Annotated in this window: 18 protein-coding genes, 1 tRNA gene and 1 pseudogene; 3 read left to right on the top strand and 17 right to left on the bottom strand. The window is 52.0% G+C overall.

Annotation, left to right across the window (positions count from 1 at the left end; all coding sequences use genetic code 11):
* Positions 1-110: 110 nt before the first annotated feature.
* From MWU61_RS18550 to MWU61_RS18525, 6 genes and pseudogenes are all read right to left on the bottom strand, one after another.
* Positions 111-4,886, bottom strand: coding sequence for an ATP-binding protein (locus tag MWU61_RS18550; protein ID WP_247129957.1), 4,776 nt, complete (start codon positions 4,884-4,886; stop codon positions 111-113).
* An 82-nt stretch (positions 4,887-4,968) separates the two neighbouring features.
* Complete coding sequence (locus tag MWU61_RS18545; RefSeq protein WP_247129956.1) at positions 4,969-6,072, bottom strand: DUF3800 domain-containing protein; 1,104 nt, start codon at positions 6,070-6,072, stop codon at positions 4,969-4,971.
* Positions 6,069-7,466, bottom strand: coding sequence for a hypothetical protein (locus tag MWU61_RS18540; protein WP_247129955.1), 1,398 nt, complete (start codon positions 7,464-7,466; stop codon positions 6,069-6,071). Before MWU61_RS18540 ends, MWU61_RS18545 begins: the two co-directional genes overlap by 4 nt.
* A gap of 608 nt (positions 7,467-8,074) precedes the next feature.
* Complete coding sequence (locus MWU61_RS18535) at positions 8,075-8,611, bottom strand: transposase (RefSeq protein ID WP_247129954.1); 537 nt, start codon at positions 8,609-8,611, stop codon at positions 8,075-8,077.
* A 12-nt stretch (positions 8,612-8,623) separates the two neighbouring features.
* Positions 8,624-9,022, bottom strand: a complete 399-nt coding sequence (locus MWU61_RS18530; RefSeq protein ID WP_247129953.1) for a transposase — start codon at positions 9,020-9,022, stop codon at positions 8,624-8,626.
* Positions 9,023-9,260: 238 nt separating this feature from the next.
* A pseudogene (locus MWU61_RS18525) lies at positions 9,261-9,533 on the bottom strand (transposase); the annotation flags it as partial.
* Between the two features lie 207 nt (positions 9,534-9,740).
* Between MWU61_RS18525 and MWU61_RS18520 the strand changes: the two are divergent.
* The 3 genes from MWU61_RS18520 to MWU61_RS18510 all read left to right on the top strand — a co-directional run bounded on the left by MWU61_RS18520 (position 9,741) and on the right by MWU61_RS18510 (position 14,594).
* Complete coding sequence (locus MWU61_RS18520; protein ID WP_247129952.1) at positions 9,741-10,871, top strand: hypothetical protein; 1,131 nt, start codon at positions 9,741-9,743, stop codon at positions 10,869-10,871.
* A 164-nt stretch (positions 10,872-11,035) separates the two neighbouring features.
* Positions 11,036-13,555: an AAA family ATPase gene (locus tag MWU61_RS18515; protein ID WP_247129951.1), complete on the top strand. Its 2,520-nt coding sequence runs from the start codon at positions 11,036-11,038 to the stop codon at positions 13,553-13,555.
* A gap of 4 nt (positions 13,556-13,559) precedes the next feature.
* Positions 13,560-14,594: a hypothetical protein gene (locus tag MWU61_RS18510; protein ID WP_247129950.1), complete on the top strand. Its 1,035-nt coding sequence runs from the start codon at positions 13,560-13,562 to the stop codon at positions 14,592-14,594.
* Positions 14,595-14,703: 109 nt separating this feature from the next.
* Here MWU61_RS18510 and MWU61_RS18505 read toward each other — a convergent pair whose 3' ends face one another.
* From MWU61_RS18505 to infA, 11 genes are all read right to left on the bottom strand, one after another.
* Positions 14,704-14,865, bottom strand: coding sequence for a hypothetical protein (locus MWU61_RS18505; protein WP_247129949.1), 162 nt, complete (start codon positions 14,863-14,865; stop codon positions 14,704-14,706).
* A 112-nt stretch (positions 14,866-14,977) separates the two neighbouring features.
* Positions 14,978-15,112 carry a hypothetical protein gene (locus MWU61_RS19810; RefSeq protein WP_281502259.1) on the bottom strand — a complete coding sequence of 45 codons (135 nt, stop codon included), beginning with the start codon at positions 15,110-15,112 and terminating at the stop codon, positions 14,978-14,980.
* A gap of 719 nt (positions 15,113-15,831) precedes the next feature.
* On the bottom strand, positions 15,832-18,573 hold the full coding sequence (locus tag MWU61_RS18500) for a virulence-associated E family protein (protein WP_247129948.1): 2,742 nt from the start codon (positions 18,571-18,573) through the stop codon (positions 15,832-15,834).
* A gap of 260 nt (positions 18,574-18,833) precedes the next feature.
* Positions 18,834-19,061 (bottom strand): AlpA family phage regulatory protein, encoded by a 228-nt coding sequence (locus MWU61_RS18495; RefSeq protein WP_247129947.1) that lies wholly within the window; start codon positions 19,059-19,061, stop codon positions 18,834-18,836.
* Between the two features lie 133 nt (positions 19,062-19,194).
* Positions 19,195-19,971 (bottom strand): hypothetical protein, encoded by a 777-nt coding sequence (locus MWU61_RS18490; RefSeq protein ID WP_247129946.1) that lies wholly within the window; start codon positions 19,969-19,971, stop codon positions 19,195-19,197.
* Positions 19,972-19,984: 13 nt separating this feature from the next.
* Positions 19,985-21,175, bottom strand: a complete 1,191-nt coding sequence (locus tag MWU61_RS18485) for an integrase arm-type DNA-binding domain-containing protein (RefSeq protein ID WP_247129945.1) — start codon at positions 21,173-21,175, stop codon at positions 19,985-19,987.
* 151 nt (positions 21,176-21,326) lie between these two features.
* Positions 21,327-21,401 (bottom strand) — tRNA-Phe (locus MWU61_RS18480).
* A 79-nt stretch (positions 21,402-21,480) separates the two neighbouring features.
* Positions 21,481-21,675 (bottom strand): DNA gyrase inhibitor YacG, encoded by a 195-nt coding sequence (gene yacG, locus MWU61_RS18475; RefSeq protein ID WP_247129944.1) that lies wholly within the window; start codon positions 21,673-21,675, stop codon positions 21,481-21,483.
* A 1-nt stretch (position 21,676) separates the two neighbouring features.
* Positions 21,677-22,708 (bottom strand): ribonuclease E/G, encoded by a 1,032-nt coding sequence (locus tag MWU61_RS18470; protein ID WP_247129943.1) that lies wholly within the window; start codon positions 22,706-22,708, stop codon positions 21,677-21,679.
* On the bottom strand, positions 22,705-23,310 hold the full coding sequence (locus tag MWU61_RS18465; RefSeq protein WP_247129942.1) for a nucleoside triphosphate pyrophosphatase: 606 nt from the start codon (positions 23,308-23,310) through the stop codon (positions 22,705-22,707). The genes MWU61_RS18470 and MWU61_RS18465 overlap by 4 nt, the downstream gene beginning before the upstream one ends.
* Positions 23,307-23,525, bottom strand: a complete 219-nt coding sequence (infA, locus tag MWU61_RS18460) for a translation initiation factor IF-1 (RefSeq protein WP_007205486.1) — start codon at positions 23,523-23,525, stop codon at positions 23,307-23,309. The genes MWU61_RS18465 and infA overlap by 4 nt, the downstream gene beginning before the upstream one ends.
* Positions 23,526-23,548: the final 23 nt, after the last annotated feature.

Genomic DNA, 23,548 nt, shown 5'->3' with positions numbered 1-23,548 from the left:
TAGCCCACTGGTCAATGCAATCCGCACCGCATCTTGGCGAAATTCGTCCGTACGTTTCAGTCCCATAGTTCATCTCCTTTGTTGCAGTAAATGCTATCAAAGGAGCGGCATCAAACCGCGACAGGTCCAGCTAGACGTGAAGCTAATGCGACTGCTTCTCTTTTTCCGTCGGGGAGAGGATGCAAAAACTCAAATACTTTTTCGAGCACTTCAGGATCACTAGCGATGCTTGCAACGTCTGCTACAGCCTCACGAGCATGTAGAGTGACTTCTGGGCATCCCAAGCTGAAGCTTTGTGCTATAAGGAAGGCAAGAAGGTGGGATGCATTGTCTACGGCTACGTTCTTCGAAACAGGCAGCGCCAATTGGAATTCTCTGTAGTTTTCTAAGTGAGTTTGGGTTTCATTCCAGTATTCGGAAGTTGGAATTTCATTGGAAACCAACTCTAATACCTCATCCAAATTGATGAACAGTGATCCCGCATCTGTTGCCCCTCGCGCGAGCTCGCTTGTCAGCGCGTCAAAGGCAATAGCCGCCGCACTCTCAGGAGAAAACTCTGCGATCAGCCGTTGCACTTCTAGCTTCTCCCCCCCCATGAAGCTTGACCAGTGACCGTTGACAGATGCTTGCTTGGCCTTTTCTAAGTATGTTTCAGCCTGAGGGCGCTTGCCATTAGTCATAAAGTACCGTGCGACAGCAACCATACACTTAGCACTTGCTTCAATTTGAGGCCGCACCTCAAGAAATCCAAGAATCTCGGGCTCCGTCGCCTCAGGGATCAGCGTTTCCGCAGCTTTCGCATAGCTATAGTCGACGCCACCACCGTAGGTGCTTTTGCCGTCACCGTAGGCAATGAGCTCGCTCAGGGAGCCGACATTTATTTCGCTTGAATATCCTTTTTCGCTGTTACTTTTTCGAGGTTCCCCATGCGTTATTTGTCGCAACTCTCTGGCTATCTGAGCCGCTTTCTGAAGCGACGGTTTCACTGCGTCGTGCATCTCAGGCGCATGCTCAATAACGGCTTCAATAATGAGCTCGCGTTTTGACGGCGGGCACCAACGTTCAACGCTTTGAATAAGCACTTCAATGGGTTGGGCTCGTTCCTGTTCGGACATAAGCGGTAACGCAGTTTCAAGTAGCCGCGGTAACCCGTCTTCAGCGAATGGCACAATCAATCGTGCGCTCGCGACTACGGCCAGCGGAGCGAGAGCTGGATCTCCTTTCACAACAGATACTAAGGCGGCTTCGAAAATTCCTGCCCAAGTGACCAGATCGCTATCTAGGAGCCTTGATACGATTCCAGCAGTCACCGAAGGACTAAACGAAAGTTCTTCAACAAGGCACCGATAAACCCTGTAAGCAGTACCCTTTCCTTCGGTTTCTTCCATGCCAAGGAGAAATTGCGCAAAAGAAAGCGCCCCATTTTCCATAACTTCGGGGCACTCATCGCATGCTTTCCTGTAGACCCACTTCCAGTAATCGTATTGTGGTTCTTTCTTGGCCCGCAACCAGTACCCAAAGGTCTGGTCATGCATCGCGCTCAGACTGGCTTTCGCGAGATCAGCTCGGCCAATACTACAGTATGCGCGTGCTACAGAAACGAAGAATTCTGCTGCTTTATGCGGCGTGTGAAAAAATTGCTCAGTATCTTCTACAGCCCTAATTCTATCCGCCGCTTGATCTGCATGACTGTCAATTTTGAAGGTGTTGGTAGCGAAAGCTAGTCGAAACCCATTTGAGCCTGAAAAATTGCTGGCGTCATCATCCATGAGATTATCGATCAGTGATACGATGGCCTTCAGACAATCCTCTCCAGCATCGAAGGCGGCTTTCAGCACTTGATTTGCTATGATTGGAAGTAAAGCGAAGTATTTGTGGCCATCAAAATCTCCACGATCGGGCTTTGCTGAAGAAAAGTACAAGACTATCGTTCGGAGCTCGTTGGAGGTGACACCCGGAGCTTGCTGATCGGCTAATCCTCGCAACCGCCCCAAGCGTCTCGAATTTGCATGCGCATTGGCCAGAAGCTGACTGGGCTCCAGCTGTTCTCTGCGAGGCTCTTCGGGCAACGCCATATCCAGTGAAGCGGCCAGGCGCTCTGTCTCGATTATTGCCATAGCAAGCTGCCGCATATCAGGGCTCATGGCTTCTCGGTCTAGGCGGGGAACGATCAGACTTGCCGTCATCTCTTTTGCAAAACCTGTATCACCAAGCTTCAGCGCAAGCTGGGCCGCAGCTCGCCGCCAAGATTGATGCGCTGTGCTTAGCGAGCCGGAATTCTTCGCGAAAGTCAGCAGCTCCAGAGCCTGCCCAGTGTCACCAGATGCAAGTGATTGTTCTGCCGCATGAACAGCCAAAGTGGCGGATTCTTCATCGCTAAGCCCTAGGTGAGAATGCAAGCTTGCCAAGTCGTTGTCAGTGCCGTCACTAAGCATGCCCAACGCGAGATGAAATTTTAGCCGTCCAGAAGCCCAAGAATCGTCTTCATCATCCTGAGCTCTGTGAGCGGGACGACGAACGACAAGGCCTTCTACGAGGCCGAGCAGCTTATCTACCGGTCTGAAACGGTGAGCACGCTCGATCCAGCCTTCTGCAAGATCCATTTGCTGATGGGGATCAAAGCCATCTTCGCCGTAAAATAGTTCTAGAGGCTCATTGGCCTCGAACAGTTGTCGAGCAATGTCGTGTTGTCCCGTGTCCCAAAAGTAGTCGACTAAATGGAGCCAACCCTCGCTAGTATCGCCTGTTGCCAAGGCGTGATCGAAGGCCCGATCTGGTTCTTCCAGATCTTGCAACAAATCGACAAAATCGATCTCGCTAACTGCTTCGAAGCGATAGCTCACTTCCTTATGGATCAGTAGAGTTCTAAGGAGGGAAACTCGGTTTTTCGTTTCATGAACAGCGCCGAAGACAAGGCGTAGATCTGTATAGACCTCTTCTTCAGGGCGCAGTGCCCTAATTGACATTCTAAAATACGCCGCTTCACCCAGTTTGACCACATCATGATATTTGCGCGCGCGAAACAGATATCTAAGCCTATACCAGTGTTGGGTATCATCCGGCGGTGCATGGTCGGCGATAGACGCGAGCTTTGTTTGAAACTCCGCGTCCAAGGCTTCGTCGAAACTTCCAAAACGGGTCGCGGTAGCTCGAGAGACAAACAGTCGGAAGCTATTGTGGAAAATCGCAAGTCGATTGCCACCCGAGCGCTTAAGTAGAAAACCAGCATCGCGAAGAACAAGTTCAACGGTTTGATCACTTGTAACACTTGCAAGCTGCTCACAAGATAGGTTTGCCTCCGCTCGGGCCAGTAGAGCCAGCGCAGGTTTTGCGTCTGCCGCTTGCTCGATCTTTTGCCAAACACGTTCGTATATTTGTTCAATGCTCTGCCCGAGACCATCCTGTCCCAGTATCCGTATCGCATCTTCTTTCGTATCTACCGAGCTCAATGCCTCCACATAGTAACGTGCTGACAATGGATGCCCATCGCAGCAGTCGTACAGACTTGATCGATCTACAAAATTCGGCAGTCCGGCCTTATCGGCGAGCTCCGCTATAGCTCTCCTTGTGAGTGGCTCAATCGTGATCGTTCGGCGCTCTTGGCCCAGTTGTTGGAGGATTGTCGGAGCGATTCCTGGTAATTCAAGCCGTTGAGTGCCCAGCACGATGAGAACGCCTTCTGGAATTGCACTGGCTGCCGGTAGCTCCTGAAGAAAACTGACTTGCGGTGTTTCTTCGCGGGGCACGTGATCAAGACCATCAATTGCTATGATCGTTTTTCGTCCGGTCTTTTGGAATTCAGAGCTCGCGATGCCTAGTTGTCTACCGAATTCTTGCCGTAGTCCTGCTAAGCTATCGCTTCGATAGCGTGATCCTCCGATTCCTTGTGAATAGAGATCTGCTATGGTGTCATTAAAAAATTCCACTGCTTCGGCGCGACCAAGCCCATGCCGCTTGTCAGGGTGGAAGGCCAAGTATCGTGCAACGCGGTATTCGTCAATAGAATGCAGCTCCCGTTGCAAGAGTGTGGATTTTCCTGTGCCCGGCGGACCGACAAGAGCGATATACCCCGAATCGAGCTCACCAATCCGCTGTAGCAAGGCTGCAGTTGAGGCGCTTTCTTGATAATCCGAAGGCACTGGGAAGACGTGAGAGTTTCGTTGAGAAAGCCTCGACTGCCACCCTAGATGATTAACCAGATCGACCTCGGTCCAAATATCGCCTGGCGACGCATGTGCCACCAAATTGGGTAGCAGATTTTGGATTTCCTCGACTTTACCGCGATCATCCTGATGGAACGCTGCAATTTGATTTCTGACCAACGCCCGTTCGTCCTCGAAAGTCACCTTGCAGATAAAATCGAAGAACTCGACTTCGCTGAGCTGAGAGGTGGCCAGCATTTGCGTCATTAAGTCAGACCAAACCGACGACTGTACGATCTCAGGCGTCAAGTCGTCTCGTGATATGAAGCGTGCAAACTCGGCGCTGTGACGTGCTCCTGAAGTATCTTCGTTGGCGAGATTCGTATCATTTGTACTGAACAGACCGGGAAATATGTAGGTCAAATGCACAGTGCGCTGAAACTGCTTCTCTAGCGATTCCCAAGCACTCACCATCGAACTTAGAAAGTCAGCGTCGAGCTCTGTTTTGAGCGATACATACGTCGCATTGTGCTCGCTTTTGATTTGCACTGCCTCGACATGTGATCCTAACAAAATGACCAGATCATCAAAAACTCCCGCCTCTTTTGACAATAGGCACAGGCTCTCGAGAGCGCCTTCCGCCATGAACCGATATATCCGTGCGGCAGAATACTCATATTGTTTCTGGTAACCACGAATGGCAGCTTGTTCGCCGGAGGACGGTGCACGTTTCACTTTTGTCATTTAGACTCCTTCAAACTGCTCAACTCTAGATACGTGCTCAGGTGTGTTATAGCTATCGCTTAGACGTCTATGCGTTCTTCTTTTAGCTAAACAGGTTTTGCGCTCGAACCTGATCAGTTCCACTTATGATGTATTGAGCAAAAGCCGCATTTTCAGCAATTGATCGATCAATAAGCTCGGAAAGTCTTGAAAGATTTGTTTTCTGGATGTCGTTCATAGTGGACCGATCAGACACAATGTCACCAACTTCCGTTCGGTTGACATAGGTGAACGCTTTACCAAGCAGTCCGACGACAACGTCTGCTACTTGTATGCCCACATGCTCAGTTGAATCCACGAATTGATAATTCTTAAATGGTGCTCCGGCATCAACAAACTGCTGTCGCGAAAGACGATCTTGCACCAATTCCTCAACATCGAGCACATGCGAGGAAAACTTAAACAGGCAGATGCGGTTGATGTAGAAGTCACTGAACCCGTCAACGAGAACCCGGGGTTCTTCGTTTTCGAGATACGGCAAAGAGGTTATCGTCTTTGACATCTCCAACACCCCCTTGAGCATTTGGTATCCAAATGGCTCCATCTGTTCACGATGTGCCGCCACTAATGACATTAGTTCACCAATGAAGGCATGTCGCCGACCTCGACCAACATCTGGATAATCATGTGCATTTAAAATTGAGACAGTGTGATCCAAATCGTTGCGAAGAGCAGAATACAAATCATTCTTCAGATTTGGTGACATGGCCATCAGCATCGGTTGATCCAGCTCCGTGACAATCGAGTCTATGATGTCAACAATTGACCAGTACATGACGTCGAAGACCTGAAAATGCACAAATAGGCCTTCGCTCTCTACCCAATCCAGAAATGTTGAAATTTTGCGGGATTTCAACAGGTCCAGAAACGAACCTTTACCCAGATGCTTGAGTTTGATCTCATTGGCGTTCTCTTGAATTCTCAGAGACGAACGCAGTCCTTCTACGTCAAAAGATATTGCTGGGCCTGCATGGCCAATACCGCCCAGAACGAAACACTCAAGTTGCCTGACATTCAGACCCTCAGGCCTCATATGCAATTTTCGTATGTTGTTTGTCTCGTCATAGTACAGCGTATAGCACTCGTCCGCTCTTTGGAGGCCATTAAATTGAATGGCCAAGTCCCGCATCGCATTGACATCAATCATTGTTCGGTGCCTCCAGTGGGCAAGAAATCATCAAGTGTTGGCTGCCTTTGGTGGCTGTCAGTTATCATCGTCTGCGACCATAAAATAGACGTTTCATAGAACGCTTCACATTCGATCTCACCGTTTCGCTCGAACCAATGAGTGGCTTCTGGCAAAAGCTCGCGTGGTGTTGGATGGAGAGCGTGTGGATTGTGAAACACCTCCATTTCCGCTGTCCAGGGCTCATAGCCTTGTGGCCAATAGGCGCGATACTCGTTGCTCGTAATATCGTGGCAAAAGGGAACGCCCTCTAGCGCGCCAGGGGTTCGATCAAACAATCGACCCGCTCGGGTATAGCGATATTCAGGCATTTGGGCGCCAGCGGAAATACCGACACGATAGAGTTTTGAAATTGAACACGCATTGGAAAATATGACGGCGGACAAATCGCTTTGCCGCTCATCGGTGAACAAACCTGCTGGAATACCCTCGTTTCCCAAAAGCTTGTCACGTGTTGTCTCGACTGGGGTCATTTTGCCGTTGAGCAATCTCGCGGCTGCGCCTGAACCATAAAGATATCCAATCAGCGCTTCTCGACTCCACACCATAGACGCAGGCGCATGAAAATCGGCGAGTGCGATTACAAATGGCTTTCCGACAACATGCGGCAATCGATGATATTCTCGTTGTAGCTTGCTACGCAGCGTTTTCGCAAAACGAACCGCCGCTGTACCGAAGAATATGTCGTCGCGTTCAGTAGGAAGCGGGCCTGGTGGCGTATTCACATGATCATAGGCTATCGTCGGGTTTGCTGTAACAGCCTCAACAGTCGCTTTGCCGCCAAGCCGATTTTCAATTTGAAAATCAGGTGACACATAGTCTTGAGTGACCAACAATCCCTGCTCGCGAAAGCTTGCCAATAGTTGCGCCTCCCACATACGTGTGTGGAAGTTAGCTGTTTGGCAGTCGCTGACCCAATTCTTATCGGGATTTGGCATCGCCAAGTACAATTGGTTGATCGTCCATGCGGCGATCCTGTGTGTCGGTTTTCTCAAGACATCGAACAATGAACCGGGTGTCCGATTGCCAATATGGTGTAGGGCTGGCCTCGGAGCTGTGTTAGGGGGCAAACGCACTCGAGCTTGCCCGTCGCTTAAAAATTCCTTGAGCTGAGCAGTACAAGCCTCTTTTGTCCCGATATGGTCTTCACGGACGATTTCGGCCCATACGTCATCAGATCGCTGACGCATCACGATTATTCCGTGCTGATGACTATCGATGTCACGTGTCAGTATGCCAATCGATGAACCGTCGTCGCTCTGCCATGCGCCAGCCGGAGGCCTGAGTCCAAAGCCATGTCCGCTTGGCAGAGCAAGCGCGTATACATCAAAGATCCCTCTTGGTAGTTCACGCATCGCAAATCCATCTGTGGAATTGTGCTGTAGCGGTCCTTTCTCGCCAACCGAATGGTTCCCTGTTCATCAATGCTGTCGGGTAGCCGATCATTTACTATCTTACCTTAAATTAGCTGCGGTCGCCATGAATGTCCGTTGTTAGTTGAAATCGGTGGTTTTGATTATTCTCGGCTATCGTTACACAATGCTGATGGGACTTGGATGAAAATTTGGACGGCCGCTTTGGGGGAGCTGCATCGCAGCATCGGGCCTTATCTTGAGTGGCCGCTTCTCTAATTGGGTGTTTGGGTCAAGCTCATTTTCCTTCTTTCTTTTGGGTCTTTGTCACTCATCCGGGTCACGCTTCTCTTCGCAGTCTGGTTGATGCGGTGATGGCACCGCTGCACGCATATGTCGGATCGGACGCGGAGAGCCTTGCTAAGAGACGCGCTTCAAGTTGCGCTACAGCCATTTTCGGCTTCTTCCACGAACCTCGTCCGGTGAGGGACGACCCCGTCAGGTTGGTGATAGCGTTTTAGATCATGCTTTGCCTCCCACCTGATCCTGACGGAATTCCGTGCCATCAATCCACATCCGGTGGAGCAAGACGGCGAGTTTGCGTGCGACAGCTACAACGGCGCGGCGACGCCCCTTGGTGCGCGCATCAACCGCATTCCCCACGATTTGATCTGAGACCCGGTCAACGTTTGCATGAGCAAAGCGTTGGCCGCGGCGTTCAAAGTCGCGCGGACGTCTCCGTCTCCCGCTTTCGATATGCGGCCAGGATTGTCGTGCTCACCAGACTGGTATCGTCGCGGTGTCAGCCAAAAATGCGCGCCAACAGTGCGAGATCGTTTGAAGCGCATCGGATCGTCCACAGCGGCTTTGAAAGTCAGGGATGCAATAGGACCAATTCCTGGTACCGTCATCATCCGCATACAAACTTCGTCATGGCTCGCTGCGCGTTTGACGCGCCGATCCAGTTTCAAAAAGTGCTGATACAAATCCACACGTGCATCCAAAAGTGGCACCAAGGCATGCGCCAGAACGTCATCCATCTCAATCAATGGTCGTACGACGCCGTCAAAGCTGCCGTGTTTTACGGTTACGGGCAGGCGAATTCCGAAGATCTTCAGCAGTCCACGGACTTCATTGATAAGATCCATCGTTTTCTTCAGCTACGCCTTGCGTGTGCTGAGCGAGGCACGGACACCATGGGCCTCTCGGCTCTTCATATGCACAGGGCTGAACCAGCCGGTGCGCAGGACTTGCGCGATGCCGCGTGCGTCATTTTTGTCAGTTTTATTCCGCATTGCTGATAGCGCCGCATTCACCTGTCGCGCCTCCATGCAAACCACATCGAAGCCTTCTGCTGTCAAATCGAAGTACAGGTGCTGCCTCATCGTGCCCGCTTCAAAGCCGACCCGTTCAATCGGATGTGCAAACTCAGCAAGGCATTTAGTGATATCGCTGACCTCGCATGGCAGCTCTCGTTCAAGCAGTACCTTTCCCTTGCCATCAACAATGCAAAGCGCACAGGATCGCAGCGACACGTCTATTCCGGCAAAATATTCCATTTCTCAGCTCCCTTGTTCACAGTCATCCTGCAATCTTATCGGGAGCTCGACCTCAGAACAGAGGGCAGCCCAATTACGCATGCTTAGGGCCGAAAACAGTCAAGTTCTGTTCTTCATATTGGCCATAAGGCCAATGTAGCGCCCCCAATTGCCCGTGGGAGACTTAATCTGAGGGGTCACATGCAACGCTTACGTTTGTTCGGCCTGCGCCGCCAGCGTCGTGAACCCCCGCCGCATGTCGGTCAGCTGTGTTGTTGTCCAACTCCAGAGAGCCGTTGCTCAGATATGCACGTGCCTTCGGCATGCGGCCCAGAGCGTAACGGATTGCCCTTACCAGTCGCCACTTGCCCGATATCTTGCGCAGTTGCGCGTGCAGCCATTCTTCCAAATCATCAAAGACCGGTTTTGCATCCACTTGCCGTAGTGCTGTTCGTTCTTGGGGCGCTTTGCCTCCCGCATCTTTCTCAACAGCATAGAGCTTTGCGATCCCTCTGATGGCCTCTTCGGCGATGGATGATCCCTATGCTTGAAACTACAGTGTCCCACTGGCACACAAAGCTTCATGCAGAGAAAAGTAATTGAAGGCAGGGAACAAAGAAAGCTCGTTGGTCGCATTGAAAGCGTCCACAGGCATTCTGAAAACCCATTGAGTAGATCGACCTTCGTCTTGGACGTTGTCGACGAACGGTCGGGACCCCTTAGGGGTAAGAACCAGCTTATGTCGTGGCAGCCCAAGCAATTTGGGCTTGCTCGACTAATGACAACGCCTCGTCGACTTGCAGAGATAGCAGACGAGCCTATCGAAATTGAGCAACCGAGTGACTGGATTGGACAGTGGGTAAGCATTACCCTCGACGCTTACCGGACAACCGTTGGTCCCTTAGCGCAATTTTGCCCATTGGGAGACAACGGTTATAACGATGTAGTAAAATTCACTCTCAGGGAAATAACCGTTTTTGGTTCTGAGCCGGATACTCCAATTTCGCTTGGAGCGTCGGCGAATGAAATCAAAGTGCTGATATCTTCATTGGCTGCAGCCGGGCGTTCGTTCGAAGGGTCGCCAAGTGCTCATAGTTTGCTAAAGTTTCTGGGAACAGTTGCAAAAGCTACACCCGAAGAAATTCATATCTTCGACGTAGGCCATGCAAATTTCTCAAGCGTACTATCCGCAAACAACACACCTATTCTACATTTCGACGCCGGCTGGCCGATTGGCTTTAACCACGCAACATATCCGGCAAAACCACCTAAAGTGGACTTGGCGGATATTGTTGTCCTATCGCATTGGGACTGGGATCACCTTCACGGCTATTACAAATGGCCAGATCTAAAAAAATGCATTTGGGCCACCCCAGCACAAGTTTTAGGACCTGGTGCACTCCGCATTGCGCTAGAATTAGATCGGGACCAACGATTGATCAGCATAGGCGTCGACGCGTATTCAAGTGAAATTCCGAGGACACTGGGTTGCTTTAGACTCCACGATGTCGATCCTGGAGCTGAGAAGAACAAGGCGAAGAGACGAAACAATTCAGGGTTAGCATTGCGCGTTTACTTACCTGGCGGAAAATTAGCGTTAATGCCGGGCGACGCCGACTACGATAAGATCGTAGCGCGAGGTAATCGCAAGCCAGATCTACTCTTCGTTTCGCATCATGGTGCAGCAGTCTCTGGAAACATTGTTAACCCAAGAAATCGGAATGGAAGAGCTGTTGTCTCACTTGGCTTAGGAAACAAATATGGCCACCCATGCCCGAAAACTCTCGCATCACATGAAAAAATTGGTTGGAAGCTGTCCATGACCTGCGAAGACCAGGCTCGCAAGCGTGGAGACCGGATCGTCAAATAGAAGACGCGGTAGGTCGTTCTTGCAAGGCGGGCGCCATTGATGGTGATTAATGTGCTGCAGGGCTCTTAGACGCTATGACTATCGTCCTGGCATTCTGTGCGTGATTGGGTTGTGATGGTTTAAGTTGAAATTGCGTATCAAAAGCTAAGGAAATTGTATTCGATATGGTGAAAAAAGTCACAAGCCAACAAGCCGTTGAAGCGGCGATGGATGAGTTTGATAAGATTGGCCGAGACGCATTTTTAGAGAAGTACAACTTCGGCAAGTCATTGCACTACTTCGTCATGAGGGATGGCAAGGCTTATGACTCTAAAGCGATATACGGCGTCGCACATGGCATTCAATTTCCTGATTATGGTGCAGTCGCATCGACCGAATTCCCTGGTGGTGAACATCCAGTCAAAAATCCATTGGAAGCACTTGGATATGAGTTCCGCACAATAGAAGGAGCCACAACAGCCAATGTTCCGTCAGCTGCACAACTGTCGATTACCTCAGAAGACGTCCGCTTGATTGCCAGCTCTCGTTCCAAAAAGAAGTACGCTGAACTGTCCGAAGCAGAACTCGCAGCCTACCTGCAAGTATCTGGGGCATTGGAAGGGCTAGGAAACCTGCTCAAGTCCAAGCTCAAGAAACCGGAAAAGTACAAGGTCGGAACAACCTCTGGCTACCACACCAAGAGCGGCGTTCGAGGTAGCATCCCGAAAGACCTCTGGTTTTCTGTGACACTGGCCGCAAACGCAGAGCATCTCGCCGGCATACCACAGCTTTTCATGATCGTTTCAGAACGCGGCATCGAATATGGCTATGGCGCGTCCGTCTCTCCTCAAGATTTCTCAAACATGGACATCAAAAATCTAGTGCGAGCCGCGGCGCCGATCGTATTTGATCACCTCCCAAAGCCGGCCTCTGCCGAGGCCCATGGAATACAAGGTAACCTCGAATCCGACGGAGCATGGTTCTATCGCAGGAAACATCGCTTACCTCCAAAACAGCAAGAATTCTCCGACCTAAACGCCTGGCTTGAGTACCTTCAAAGTGACGATGGAAAACGCAACGCAGCCGGATGCATCAGCGGTTACCTACTCGCAGATGACGTTGATGGGACAGACTTAGCCGCGGAAATCAGCAAGATGGCGCGTTTATTCCAACCGCTCATGGACCGTGACTGGCATTCAACGAGCCAAACCACCGGCCTGCTAGACTTACCAATTGCAGCGGAAACGGAAGACTTAGAAAGTGGATCTGGTCGCACGCCAACGGTTTGGATCGAGAAGACCTTAGTTAAGAACCGTCAAGACAGGCAAACTGGCCCAGACAGACTTGGAGAAGCTCTATGGTCGCCACAGAAATCGAGAGGCGGTGGCGATATTTATGCGAGCATGCGGCAAGTGAAACCAGGCGATATAGTCCTCCATCTGACTGACAACACGGCGTTCACTGGTGTTTCGCAAGCAGACCAAGAGGTAGATGACACCTTTATTGGACTACCTCACACCGATTGGGCGGGGCAACCGGGATACAGAATACAACTTCGTAACTTCCGCAACCAAGATCCCGAGCTGCCGCGAACAGCTTTTCTGACAGACAACGAATGCGGCAGAGCGCTACTAGAGCTTCTCGACAGCCCACAGGGCAAGGGCCTCTTTTACAACCGGAACCTTGATCTCAATCAAGGCGCTTATCTTAGTGAAGCACCCCCTGCGCTCGTTGCCATTTTGAATAAAGCCTACTTCGATCTTTCAGGGAGAAACCTCGTGGACATGCCGGACCTACCAGAGGCTGCTATTGCCCCAAAGCTTGTCGTCCCCACCTACACGATCGATGATGCGCTCAACGAACTGTTCCTGGAACCAGAGGACGTAGAGCGCTACTTGGATATCTGGTCAAACAAGAAAAACCTGATCCTTCAGGGCGCCCCTGGCGTCGGGAAATCGTTCATTGCGCGCCGCCTAGCCTACGCCCTCATTGGGTTTAAGGACGACACCAAAATTCAAACCGTCCAGTTCCATCAGTCCTACAGTTATGAAGACTTCGTCCAAGGATATCGCCCTAACGGTGCGCAGGGATTTGACCGCAAGAATGGCTCTTTCTACGAGTTCCGAGACCGCGCGTTACGCGATCCAGATAGCAGGTATGTCTTTATTATTGATGAGATCAACCGCGGCAATCTCTCGAAGATCTTTGGAGAATTGATGCTCTTGATCGAGCCCGACAAGCGCGGGCCTCTCTGGAAAACGCGACTGGCCTACGCGAGCGACGGAGAACCCGACTTCTATGTCCCAGAAAACCTTTTCATCCTTGGAATGATGAATACCGCTGATCGCTCATTGTCCCTGGTGGATTATGCGCTTCGACGTCGGTTTGCATTTGTAGCCATGGCACCGCTTTACGGATCATCAAAGTTCCGCATGCACCTTGAACAGCAAGGCATTCACGGGGATCTTGTTACCCGCATCACAAGTGGCATGGCTGCGCTTAACCAGGAAATTGAGGCCGATCGAACGAACCTCGGCCCTGGCTTTCGCATTGGGCACAGCTTCTTCACACCTTCAAAGCTGATAGCGGATCCCAACGAATGGCACCGCCGAATTGTAGAAACTGAAATTCATCCCCTCCTCGAAGAATATTGGTTTGATGCACCTGAGAAAGCCGACGATTGGCGCGACCGGTTGTTGAGCTAGGCGCATGAGTATCCCTGTCAGGAACATCTACTATCTACTTCTCTATGCGTGGGGGCACTTCAAGAGCGGCAGCGCACGTGATGTAGGCGCGGACGAAAGCCCTGACCTGCCAAACCTCTTGGGAAAGGTGCTGAACGATGGTGCTCATCGCCTTCTCAGGCGCGGGCTAGATCGAGGATACGTCGATGTCACGGAAGAAACCCGGTCACCCAGAGGTAAGCTCCGGATTGATGTAATGACTAAGCAGCAAACGATGGTGCGAGGGTTTGCTGTTTGCGATCTCGACGAATTGACACCGGATGTACTCCACAACCAAATTTTGAAAGCCAGCCTGGTCTACTTGGCAAATTGTTCAGACGTTAGAAATAAGTTGCGACATGAACTTCAAATGTCGGCAAAACGCATGGTCGGCGTATCGCCCATCCGACTATCCTCCAATTTGTTCCACCGCGTACAGCTGTCACGCAACACGTCCCAATACAGTTTCCTTATCAGTGTCTGCGAGCTCGTATTTCATGCGTTGTTGCCGGACGAGCAAGGAAGTGGTTCGAAGTTCAAAAGCATCCTAGAAGACGAAACGCGGATGCCGACGGTTTTCGAAGACTTTCTTAGGAACTTCTATCGCGCCGAATTGCCCGGATACTCAGCGGCAGCCGAGAAATTGTATTGGCAAGCAGAGGCCGAAAATGAGGCTGATCTCGCATACCTTCCCGAGATGCGAACTGACATCACATTGAGGTCTGGTCATCGGACGATCGTTGCCGATGCAAAGTACTATCGAAACATGCTCACTTCATGGCAGAGGAAACCAAAGGTGCATTCCGCTCATCTGTATCAGCTGTCTGCATATCTCGCTCACGTACTTAAAAACGAGCCAACCCAAGCCGTCTCAGGTCTGTTGATTTATCCTGCCAATGGGCAGTCCCTTAATTTGAAGTACAGCTTACTTGGAATCCCGGTGACAGTAGCAACGGTGGATCTGAACGCTGATTGGCAGAGCATTCGTACTGAGCTCATTGGACTGATTCAACAGCAGTAGATCAGACAAGGCGCGAACTTAGCTGGGTTACTAACGCGTACGCGGCATTTCGTGGTCCACATAAGCCCGAAGAAACGCAGTCGTTGGTCAAGGTGTAGCGAATGGCCGGTCAGCGGGTTGCAAGCGCAACATGGCAGGCGTTCGTGTCCTGCGTCTGATTGACGAAGGCCGCCCAAATTTTCTGGTTACGGATGCTGGGCCGCCCGGCAACCTGGGTCGCTGGATAGCGCTCGAAACCATCAATGTCGTTAAGCCACAGGTCTTGTAACATGGGGAAGCTCTTACCTCGATCCGACGTTTGGTGACGAATAACGCAAACTCCGGCCGGGCTGATTCTCACGGACATAAGCAATCGTTGAATGTCATGGTAATGTGTCTATCTTCTACTGCTCCCGCCCGATGTCCCCAAGGTACTTGAGGAACAAAACCCAATACGTCTGTTCGGCATAATCCAGTCCCAACACCCGCCCCCCTTCGTTACGAAATTCGCGGTCGATGCTGTTGAATGCATTTTCCAACACAGGGGTTCCCATCATTTTTCGATAAGTTAGCTTTTTCGAACCGATTAACAACGGGGAACTGCGTGTGGTGCTTCATGCTTTTCTTCGAGCCTTGGCTGCTGCTGCGTATGCCAGACAATTACAAATGATTAAGAGGCAGGTCGCTTGGGTCCTTCCTCGTTTCAGAGGTCCACCGGGGGGTGACGCTGAGCCCGGTGCTCCAAAATTTTTCCAGAAAACTCAGTTGTTGTGCATATTTTTTCCGTTTCTGGGGAATAGCGCGAGTAAAAGTCCCCAGACGACCAATAATTGATAAATAGGTCAGAATTAATGCTCATACGGGGAAAAATTCGTCTAAGCCCTTGAAAACATTCAACTTGATCCAACTTGAACAGCCCTAAAACCACTTGGATCACCACTTGGATCACGATAACCCATTGTTTTTATTAGTATTGATCCAAGTGATCCAAGTGATCCAAGTGATTCCCTAACTGAGACAGGGCTAAAACATACCCCCTAAATTTTTTGTGTTTTTTCGGGGCACATACGTTCCTATCAATCATATGGGACTGCTTGGATCACTTGGATCATTCTAGGTGCTCCCGCCACGGTTTGAACTTACGAGAGTCCTTATTTACATGACTCAAAAGACGGTGATCCAAGTGGTGATCCAAGTGGTGATCCAAGTGAAAAAAAGGGAGGCCGAAGCCCCCCACACCGTAAATTGCGTTAATTATTTAGACCAAAGGGTCGCTGGGGGAGTCTTCATCCGCCCATCGTGCGAGCTGAATAGGTCCCGGCGTGTAAACTGCCGTGTATTTCCGGCCCGATCCGAGCCTTTTCTTGGCCCCAGACTTCACCCAGCCGAGTTTTCCGAGTGCGTTCGCCACCAATTGGGTGGAAACTCGGCCATCCCCCAGCTCTTCAATAATTATCGCTGGGGAAATCTCGGTCCGGCGTTCCATGTCCGGAGTTCCGCCCTCATTCACGTTGTCGAAGTCATCTTCAGCGACTTTTCTGTCAAGAATTGGTTTGATCCGCTCTGCCAAAGTGTCCGCTTCGGACGGGCGCAAGCTGGCTTCTTGGAGTTCGTTCGCGGTCGTGTTGGCTTCGTCACCTTGCAAGAAGAGCGGCAGATCGCCGTAAGGATGCAACGAACGCATTTCACGGTAAGCGGCCAGAGCCTCGGCCCAGAGCTGGGCAAGATTGGATTTCAGCTTGTCGATGTCGATGAAAGAGACGGTCACGAGGATTGGCCAGAAACGGCGGTTGCCCGTGTCGTCTTTCAGAAAGTCATGGTTGTTCGTCGTGCCCATGAAGACGGTCTGACGCGGGAAGTCGGTCGGGTGCCTGTCGTAAGACATCCGGACCGTCATGTGCGTGCCTGAGATGAAGGCTTTAGCCGGTTCGACCTCGGAGCGTGTCATAGAGACCAGCTCGGGCAGCTCCATGATCCACTTGCCGAGCATCTGCTCCGCGAGCTTCTGATCGTCGGAGAAGTCTGCGGTCAGCTCCCCGAAGAAGCCCATAGCGAGCGCCTTGGCGAACGTTGACTTGCGGACACCCTGCCCGCCGACGAGGACAGGCGCATAGTCGAACTTGTGACCCGGCTCGAAGACACGGGCGACAGCGGCCACCATGAAGAGCTTTGCGGCCTGCCTGTGGTAGGCGTCGTCTGGGCAACCGAGGTAGTCGATGAAGAGGCGCTCAATACGTCTCTCTCCGTCGTGCGTGAAGCTGTTTAGGGTCTCTTTGATCGGATGCACCTTGTGATCGTGTGCAATGACCCGCACAGCGTCCTTGAGGTTGCGATCTGTGACCGTCAGGCCCCAGCCGGACAGGCCCGGCCCGTTGGGCGTCTCAAGGATAATCCGCATCAAGGCGTCGTACTCGTCGCGCCACGGCTGCCCTGCGATTTCGTTCTGCTCTTCGACCGGGAAGGAGGGGAGCCAATCAATCTTGTGCCGGATCGGGACAATCATCACAGGTTTTTGGGAGAACTCATTGTAGGCCATCGCGTCGCGGAAGCGCAGGTCGTGCTTCAGGATCATCCCGAGGTTTGCAACCGTGTTGGCAATGTCGCCTGTCTTCGGGTTGGCCTCCAGCTTGGACACCCAATCGGGGTCCGGCTTAGCAGCCCGTTTACGCTTGTGCTTCAGGTAGGGGATTCCGTCTGTGGATATGCCGATATGACCCGACTGTTTATCTACGCCTTTGGGCGCGGGCTTGGCGCTGGGCGGGTTCTCTATCGCGGAGAGCTCTTCGGGCTCCGGGTATTCTGATTCGATGTCGCCGACGAGCTCAGCAATCGCCTTCTCGGTTTCAGCGTCTGCGGTGGCTTCCTCAATTTCGATCTGGTCTTCATCCCAGACGTCATCAAACATCGCCTCAACGTCATAACGGGACGCCATCCGGCTTTTCTGAAAGCCTTCGTCCTTGTTGCAGAACGCCAGCATCTCTTTCCACGACGGGTAGGCGCTTGGGCTCTTGTCCTCTCCGTCGAATCCCTCGTCCTCGTGGCCGAACTTGTGGAGCCGGACCAGATCGAACGCATTGACCAGTTGGTCGGAAGCCGGATCGGAGCCGTGGTGGGAGTATAGGAATAGGCCGTCGTCCTGAACCTCGGCACCGTTGACGGTCGTACCGCCTAGATAGGTGTATCGGGGTTTGTTGCTGGGATCGTCGACCGGCGTGTAGACGTCAGATAGGAACTCTTCAATCGCGCTGGGCACGTCGTAGGCTCGGCAGAAGTCACCCACAGGACCCTCTTTGGTCGTCGGGTCCTCTGCTTTGTCGGATGCCTGCCGCAGCTTGCCTTCACCGACACACTTTGGCAGGTTCTGGACATTGCGCCAGTCGCCGTTGAGGAGTTCAAATTCTTCAAGAGCTGACCGCCAGTCATAGCGCTCGCCGATCACTTCTTCGAAAATGTATTCACCGTCTTTACAGGCCGTGGGCATGAACATCATCTGCGCCGGTCGGAAGCTGACTTGATCGACGTGTGCCATTTCCGGGTCCATCGCCTTGGAAACGATTCGGGACACAGCCGGGTAGTAGTCGTTCGGCACGGGTTCTGCGGTGAAGATCACGAGGCGGAAACGCGGGTGCTCTTCGGTGTGGCGTCGGCTCGTTTGAATAAAGTGCTCAACGCCCGGTAGGAGCTTCCCCGCCTTGGCGAGCTCGAAGAAATCTGGTGTAGCATAGTCGAAGTCGAGAGAGATCAAATCGGACGGCTCGGCGTTGCCGCGCTTCCTGATTCCATCCTTGTTTTGAGCCCGCATCCAGTAGCCGTCGACCGACTTCAGTTCGCGTTGCTCCTTCTCAGACAACTTGAGGTATTCACGCATCCGCTCGCCTGTGCGTGTCGGCCTGCGGAACTTGTCCTTGAACATGCTCCAACTGATAGATTTGTTGTCTACTTTGCCAAAGTTTTTGCGGCCCTGAGAGAATCGGACCATTTCTTTTTCGTTATTGGACATTCATTGACCTAAAGAATTGCAAACGAAACGTCTCAGAAATCACGAAGCGAGTTGTAATCGCCTTGTTTCAAAAGCGCGGTTCGACCGTCGACGCCTTAGGCATCCTTCGAGCGTCAACAGTATTGAAGACGCGCGGACGAAGTTCCAAAGTTAAGTTCGGACTTCTAAGAGTTTGTGACATGCGCGAGTGCTTAAAATCCGCAACCGCCTTCTTTGATGGCAGATTGGCACCAAGGACGGCTAAAGACATTTTCAACACCTTAAGGTGAGCGAAGAGTCTCTTCGACTTGCAGCTCAACAAATTTATCAAGCCAAGACTCAGGAAGTGCCGATGCTCTGGTCGATAGTTTGACAAAGGGTGGGAATCGTTTCTCGGCGATCATCTGATAGATCTGGGAGCGAGATAGACCGGTACGTTCAACGACATCTTGAGGTCGCAATAACTTCCCCAGCGCCGGAAGATCTTCCCAAAATAGCTTAGTCGTCATTGTCTGTCTCCATTTTACTTGGCTCGTTGGCCGCCTTGAGACATAGGTGGACAATCACGGACGAGGCTTCAAAGGACATAACTTGTTCCAGATCGAACCAGTTTTGGCCACCGTTTCGATGGGCAGGCTAAATTCAGACGTCTGAAAGAGGGCTAAAATACATTTGTTTGAGGAAAGATCTTTGAGCCATCCAATACTTCGTGTCGACATTCTGCGACTTCAAGACACCGTCGTTAGGGGCCACATATTCGAGAGCTCGACCGATACGTTTTCTAGTTTTATCAGGTGAATTTTGCTTTAAGAACAGGCCTGTTTTTGCTTCCTCAGGCAATGCAAAATTTGCCGTTTCTGGATCGACAATTAGAGAATGGCATGTTATCTCAATTGCTTCCAGAAAACATGCAAAAGTGCCTGTACCCGGTTTAACGCCCTCAGGCGTTTCCGTGGGCTGGCGCTCAAAAATGATTGAAAACAACGCAGCACAACATGCCACAAAATGCACGTCATCAATATTTTCTGGACGCCCACCCTTCGCCCGACTTTCGATTTGTTCTTCGATTTGACGGAATGTTGACATTGCATCATCGTACCACTGCTTTGGCAGGTTAGGCGGCATGAAACTGGTGTGCTTGAACTTCCTAGCCAGGTCCGAGTAGTTCTTGAGCAAGTCGGCCATCTTCAAGAGCTGATGTCTTTCAGCACGGCTAAGCACTGGTTCAAAGCACCCCATAAGATATTCGTTCAAGATGTCGTTTAGCACACGCACGATCTGGTCGGCTTCAATATGAACTGGAGTAATTAAGCGTGAATCTTTTTTCGAAAGGATCCGCTCTATATTGTTCCAATTCTCCAAGCTCAATATGGGATTTCGACCAATATTTTCTAACGAAAGCACCAAAGGGTTAATCATTGGAAATGGCCCATCAACAGCTTTCCCTATATCTATCGAGCTCCGCTGCCCACCATTCAGCCATTTTCATTCGCTCTTCCCAATGCTCCCCCCGCAGATACGCACGCCTGACATCGTTAGCTTCAACATGGGCAAGCGCTCTTTCAATCGCGTCAGGATTCCATAAGCCACTTTCATTGGCTATCGTACTGAAACTGGCGCGAAACCCATGCGCTGTTACCTGCTCCTTTGAGTAACCCATCCGGCGCAGCACTTGATTTAGCGTATTTTCGGAAATCGGCTTTTTGAATGTCCTGATTGATTGAAACAGATATTCAGACTTGCCGCGCTGTAGTGCCAACTGGTGCAAAAGGTCCAATGACTGATCTGGTAGCGGGACACGATGTTCCCGACGCATTTTTGTCCGCTCCGATGGGATTCGCCAGACTTTCTCTCTAAAATCGAACTCATCCCACTTTGCCAAACGGAGTTCTCCAGGGCGGGGAGCAAGAAGTGCGAGGAGCTGCAAAGCAATTGCTATGCGGGGGTGACAGTTGGCAGAACCGATCCGGCGCAGCAGTTCACCCAACTCACTACGTTTCACAAGAGCGGCCCGCGATTTAGCCTGAGGCGTGATTAATGCACCTTGCAGCGCGTAGGTTGGATCGACTTGCGCGCGACCTGTTGCGATTGCGAATTTAAAAACAGCACTCACCGTGGACCGGAGCCGCCGAGCAGTCTCATACTTTCCTTCTGCTTCGATTTCTCGCAGGACGGACAGTACCTGCATCGGTTCTATCTGGGAAATTGGCAGCTCACCAAGACGTTTTTGCGGGAATGCGAGCAACCATCTGTTCTTCTTCAACGTCGCCGCGGCGAGTCCCTCTTTCTCAAGTTTCGCGATATACTCAGCAGCGATGACAGAAAACGAGTTGCTCCTTGCATCCGATGCCCGAAGCGCCATTTGTTTGCGACGGGTCGCAGGATCCACCCCGTCAAACAAGCACCCTTTGGCTTCATCACGCAGCATCCGTGCTTTCTTCAAAGAGGTGACAGGATACGGCCCAAACGACAGTAGTTTTTCCTTACCGTCATACCGGTATTTCATCCTCCATAAGCGGGACCCAATAGTCGTGACATACAGGTGCAATCCTCCGGCATCGGCTATCTTATATGGCTTGCCCTGAGGCTTGGCATTTTTGACGGCGGTATCACTTAACGGCATCATCACTCCCTCAAATTTGGATACCCCCAAAAATACCCCCAAAAAGGAAAGCTGCCAACGTTTTTAGCTGGACACCGCTGGACTCGAGATTGTGTAAAACCAAAGACTTAATCAGAAATCGGACTACTTTGGATGTCATTGGAAGTTTAAATGGTGCCCAGGGGCGGAATCGAACCACCGACACGAGGATTTTCAATCCACTGCTCTACCCCTGAGCTACCCGGGCACCGGGATGACATCGTCATCGGGTAGGCGCGTTTTAGGCGGAACACACAGGGGTGTCCAGTGCCATTTTGCAAAGTTTTCTAATGCAGTCGTTCGGGGCCGTTTTTTGCCGCATCATCAAGGGCTTCTGCCAAGTTTTCTGCGTCATCTTCGTCCTGCGACGGGATCGCGTAGCTGCCTGACAGCCACTTTGCCAAATCAATGTCGGCACAGCGTTTCGAACAGAAGGGCCGAAACTTTACGTCGGTTTCGCGATCACAGATTGGGCAAGCCACCTTAAACGCCCTCCGGTAGGGTCCGTGTTAGCGTCAGGCGTTCGCGTTTGCGCTGCAATTCGAACAGGCCCATTTGCGTCCAGCCGACCATGGAGGTTTCGATCGGGTCCGCCTTGAGCGCTGCACGAAGCGATTGTTCGACTTGTTTGCGGTGCGCTTTGGACATTGGGGCGAAATCGACGGTGATTTGGCCGCCTAGCCCGCGCAAGCGCAGCGCCCGTGGCAATGCCCGACAGGCCGCCAGGTTTGCCTTCAATGCTGCGGCGTGGGATGTGTCCCCGCCTGTGTTGACGTCAACCGCGACAAGCGCCCGAGTGGGTTCGACAAACATCGTGCCTTCGCCGATTGTAACCATCGGGTCGGACAGACCTTCGATCTGATCGAGCACGCCGAGGTGTTCAAAACTGCCCGCCTCCGTCACGACATCCGCGCGGCCCGTCCATTCGCGCCATGCGACAGTGTGAGGGCCGTCGCCTTCGGTCAATGCCTCTGGTTCGGTTCCTTCGCCTTCGGCCATGATGGCGTCGGCGAGCGTATTCATGGCGTCAATATCTTCAAGGATTTCAGCCACATCCGCCGCCGCACAGCAGGACCGGATGATCAACCCGTGTTCGGTATCATGAGCCCCGTGTGCCAGTTCGAGCAGACGGTCGCGTTGTTCTTCTTCGATCTGGCGGGACACGTTGATGCCCGGTTTGCCGGGTGTCACGATGACGTAGCGGCTTTTGAACAGGACGCGATCGGTCACGGGAACGGCTTTGCCGCCTTCAGCGTAGCCAGTGACCTGTACGAGCATTGGCTGGCCAGGGCGCAACCCTTTGGAATAGCGCAAGAACGCTTTCTCACCGTCGGGCAGGCGCAGCATCATACCACCCTGCCCCTTGAGCGGACGATCACAAATCGCACGGAAAATCGCACCGGGGCGCGGCGCATCCAGATCGTCGATCAGTAAATCGTCGAGTTTACCGTCGATCATGTAAGCTGCGGCTTCGCGGTCACCGATGTGATCCAGAACAATTGTACGCCCGTTCATGATGCGTCTCCAAATAGGGGAAATCCTGCGGCTGTCAGCAGGCCAGCGGTTTCTGGCAAAGGCAGCCCCATGACCGCGTGAAATGATCCGTTGATCCACGGGATAAAGGCGGATGCAGGACCTTGGATGCCGTAGCCGCCTGCCTTGCCCTGCCAATCGCCGGTGCCGAGATACCAGTTTACTTCCGCGTTCGAGAGCCGTTTCATCGATACGGTCGTTTGCACATCTTTGCACCAGACATGGTCGCCGCGTTTCACCGCAACAGACGTGATCACCTTATGACGACGGCCTGACATCGCGTGCAGGAACGTCGCCGCCTCTGCGGCATCGGCGGGTTTGCCCATGATGCGGCGGCCAAGTGCGACGGTTGTGTCGGCACACAGCACGACTTCATCATCCGCGATGACAACCGCTTCCGCCTTTTCACGGGCGATGCGGTTCACGTAATCACGCGGCAGTTCTGCGCGGTGCGGATCTTCGTCAATATCGGGGGGGCGTACGTCGGATGGCGTCAGACCAAGCTGCGCCAAAAGCTCCAGTCGCCGGGGCGAACCAGAGCCTAAAATCAGCCGTAGGCCGGCATTCACCGGCATCACGGTCATTTAAAGCGGTAGTTGATCCGACCCTTAGTCAGATCGTACGGGGTCATTTCGACCTGTACTTTGTCGCCAGCCAGAACACGGATGCGGTTTTTGCGCATCTTACCTGCCGTATGTGCGATGATCTCATGGCCGTTTTCCAGCTCGACCCGAAATGTCGCGTTTGGCAAGAGTTCCTTCACGACGCCGGGAAATTCGAGCAGTTCTTCCTTGGCCATGGTCTCTCCTGAGTAGTTTATAC

Origin of the sequence: Loktanella sp. F6476L (assembly GCF_023015725.1) — a bacterium.
Lineage (GTDB): Bacteria > Pseudomonadota > Alphaproteobacteria > Rhodobacterales > Rhodobacteraceae > Yoonia.
Note: the sequence above shows the minus strand (reverse complement) of the source record. Positions and strands in the feature narration are given on the sequence as shown.

Coding starts and splice junctions, on each gene's coding strand:
- MWU61_RS18500 (WP_247129948.1), bottom strand. CDS start 18,573: ATGTCCAATAACGAAAAAGAAATGGTCCGATTCTCTCAGGGCCGCAAA.
- MWU61_RS18505 (WP_247129949.1), bottom strand. CDS start 14,865: ATGTTACAAGACCTGTGGCTTAACGACATTGATGGTTTCGAGCGCTAT.
- MWU61_RS18530 (WP_247129953.1), bottom strand. CDS start 9,022: ATGGAATATTTTGCCGGAATAGACGTGTCGCTGCGATCCTGTGCGCTT.
- MWU61_RS18490 (WP_247129946.1), bottom strand. CDS start 19,971: ATGATTAACCCTTTGGTGCTTTCGTTAGAAAATATTGGTCGAAATCCC.
- MWU61_RS18515 (WP_247129951.1), top strand. CDS start 11,036: ATGGTGAAAAAAGTCACAAGCCAACAAGCCGTTGAAGCGGCGATGGAT.
- MWU61_RS18545 (WP_247129956.1), bottom strand. CDS start 6,072: ATGATTGATGTCAATGCGATGCGGGACTTGGCCATTCAATTTAATGGC.
- MWU61_RS18465 (WP_247129942.1), bottom strand. CDS start 23,310: ATGACCGTGATGCCGGTGAATGCCGGCCTACGGCTGATTTTAGGCTCT.
- MWU61_RS18520 (WP_247129952.1), top strand. CDS start 9,741: ATGTCGTGGCAGCCCAAGCAATTTGGGCTTGCTCGACTAATGACAACG.
- MWU61_RS18470 (WP_247129943.1), bottom strand. CDS start 22,708: ATGAACGGGCGTACAATTGTTCTGGATCACATCGGTGACCGCGAAGCC.
- MWU61_RS18550 (WP_247129957.1), bottom strand. CDS start 4,886: ATGACAAAAGTGAAACGTGCACCGTCCTCCGGCGAACAAGCTGCCATT.
- MWU61_RS18510 (WP_247129950.1), top strand. CDS start 13,560: ATGAGTATCCCTGTCAGGAACATCTACTATCTACTTCTCTATGCGTGG.
- MWU61_RS18495 (WP_247129947.1), bottom strand. CDS start 19,061: ATGACGACTAAGCTATTTTGGGAAGATCTTCCGGCGCTGGGGAAGTTA.
- infA (WP_007205486.1), bottom strand. CDS start 23,525: ATGGCCAAGGAAGAACTGCTCGAATTTCCCGGCGTCGTGAAGGAACTC.
- MWU61_RS18540 (WP_247129955.1), bottom strand. CDS start 7,466: ATGCGTGAACTACCAAGAGGGATCTTTGATGTATACGCGCTTGCTCTG.
- MWU61_RS18485 (WP_247129945.1), bottom strand. CDS start 21,175: ATGCCGTTAAGTGATACCGCCGTCAAAAATGCCAAGCCTCAGGGCAAG.
- MWU61_RS18535 (WP_247129954.1), bottom strand. CDS start 8,611: ATGGATCTTATCAATGAAGTCCGTGGACTGCTGAAGATCTTCGGAATT.